The organism is Paenibacillus sp. P4_A7 (assembly GCF_056402455.1).
In genome coordinates this window covers 1-1,354 of the sequence record NZ_JBFUHJ010000766.1, presented here as the reverse complement: position 1 = coordinate 1,354, position 1,354 = coordinate 1, and the positions used below count along the sequence as shown (strand labels likewise).

The following is a 1,354-nucleotide window of genomic DNA, read 5'->3' as shown; positions in this document are numbered from 1 at the left end:
CTAAACTAAGTGCATCAATTAATATTGATTTGCCCGCTCCTGTTTCTCCTGTTAACACATGAAATCCATGATGAAAAGTAACGTTCACTTCTTCAATTACCGCTAAATTCCTTATAGATACCTCACGCAGCATGGCTTAGCATCCTCCTTAGTTCAATAGCTCAAGAATACGCTCAACAACTTCACTGCTTTGCGTCTTCGTCCGGCATATAATCAATATTGTGTCATCCCCGCAAATCGTACCCATTATTTCCTGCCATTCCATACTATCAAGCAAAGCGCCAAATGCATTTGCCGTACCTGGCAAGCATTTCATCACTACAAGATTTTCCGTAAAATCAATATGCACGAAGTTGTCCAGCAAAGCTCGTTTCAACTTGTGAATTGGATTTTGCCTCTGGTGATCGTGCGGAATGGAATAGATGTATTTCCCTTCGGCAACAGGAACCTTAATAAGCATCAATTCCTTCATATCTCGTGAAACAGTTGCTTGCGTTACTTGCATACCTGATTTGCGAAGAGCTTCTACAAGCTCTTCCTGTGTCTCAATCGAATTATTCGTAATTATTTCTTTTATCTTGAACTGTCGAATCCCTTTCATATATACCCTCCATAACTTGTCAATCCACAATATGAAATGTAATTTTACGTATCACTCTTTCCTTGGCATCCACGAACAGTATCCCGGTACAATCCGGTAAAAGCAAGGAATAGACAAGCAATCGATCACGAACTCCGCTCGCCGTCCAATCCATTGGCATTCGATCACGCGCTGTCTTTACTATATAAGTATTGTTATTCATTTCCGCAATATAATCAATGTATAGCCGACTACCCTTTCCCAGCGGCATGCCATCAAGCTCGATTGGGATTGGTATTAGATGCTTTCCTGAGCTGACCTCATAACCAGCTTGTTCAAGCAGCAAAATATTTGGATCATTTTCTTTAAGCTCTCCGCCCTTGCCAAGCTTAAGCCGATTCATGCTTGCAGGCTCATGCAACCAACGATAAAAAGCTTTATATATCCAAAACGTAAGCAAACATCCTGCAATTAGCATAATTAACAAATCGCCGTACTCTCCCATAAGCCGCCCCCATTCGCAAATGGTTTGTTCTTCTTATTCGTTCGATATGAAGGGGGCATTTTCCTTTTTCGTCTAAAGCGAACGTTTGTTTGGTCGACTACAGTTTATCAAATTAAATAGGTCTCTGTAAAGAAAAAAGATGCCTTACGGTTAAAAACCGCTTGGCACCCTTTCTGGTTGCTACTGACTACTTTGCAGTTGTGAATGTCTGACTGGCTTGTTTAACCAAATCTTCCAAGATTGTATCATCCGGAACGCCAACTTTTGTC

At 41.1% G+C, this 1,354-nt stretch carries 3 protein-coding genes; all 3 read right to left on the bottom strand.

Translation table 11 applies throughout. The annotated features are described in order from the left end of the window. A partial coding sequence (locus AC1DWN_RS33805) for an AAA family ATPase (protein WP_477563194.1) occupies window positions 1-133 on the bottom strand: 133 nt, incomplete at its 3' end. 15 nt (window positions 134-148) lie between these two features. Beyond that, entirely contained in the window at window positions 149-601 is a 453-nt protein-coding gene (gene ahrC / locus AC1DWN_RS33800; RefSeq protein WP_477563193.1) for a transcriptional regulator AhrC/ArgR, read from the bottom strand. 19 nt (window positions 602-620) lie between these two features. Continuing rightward, window positions 621-1,085 carry a hypothetical protein gene (locus AC1DWN_RS33795; RefSeq protein WP_477563192.1) on the bottom strand — a complete coding sequence of 155 codons (465 nt, stop codon included), beginning with the start codon at window positions 1,083-1,085 and terminating at the stop codon, window positions 621-623. Window positions 1,086-1,354: the final 269 nt, after the last annotated feature.

Bases quoted from the DNA above. Each gene is read 5' to 3' on its own strand.
- ahrC (WP_477563193.1), bottom strand. From the start codon at position 601: ATGAAAGGGATTCGACAGTTCAAGATAAAAGAAATAATTACGAATAAT.
- AC1DWN_RS33795 (WP_477563192.1), bottom strand. From the start codon at position 1,085: ATGGGAGAGTACGGCGATTTGTTAATTATGCTAATTGCAGGATGTTTG.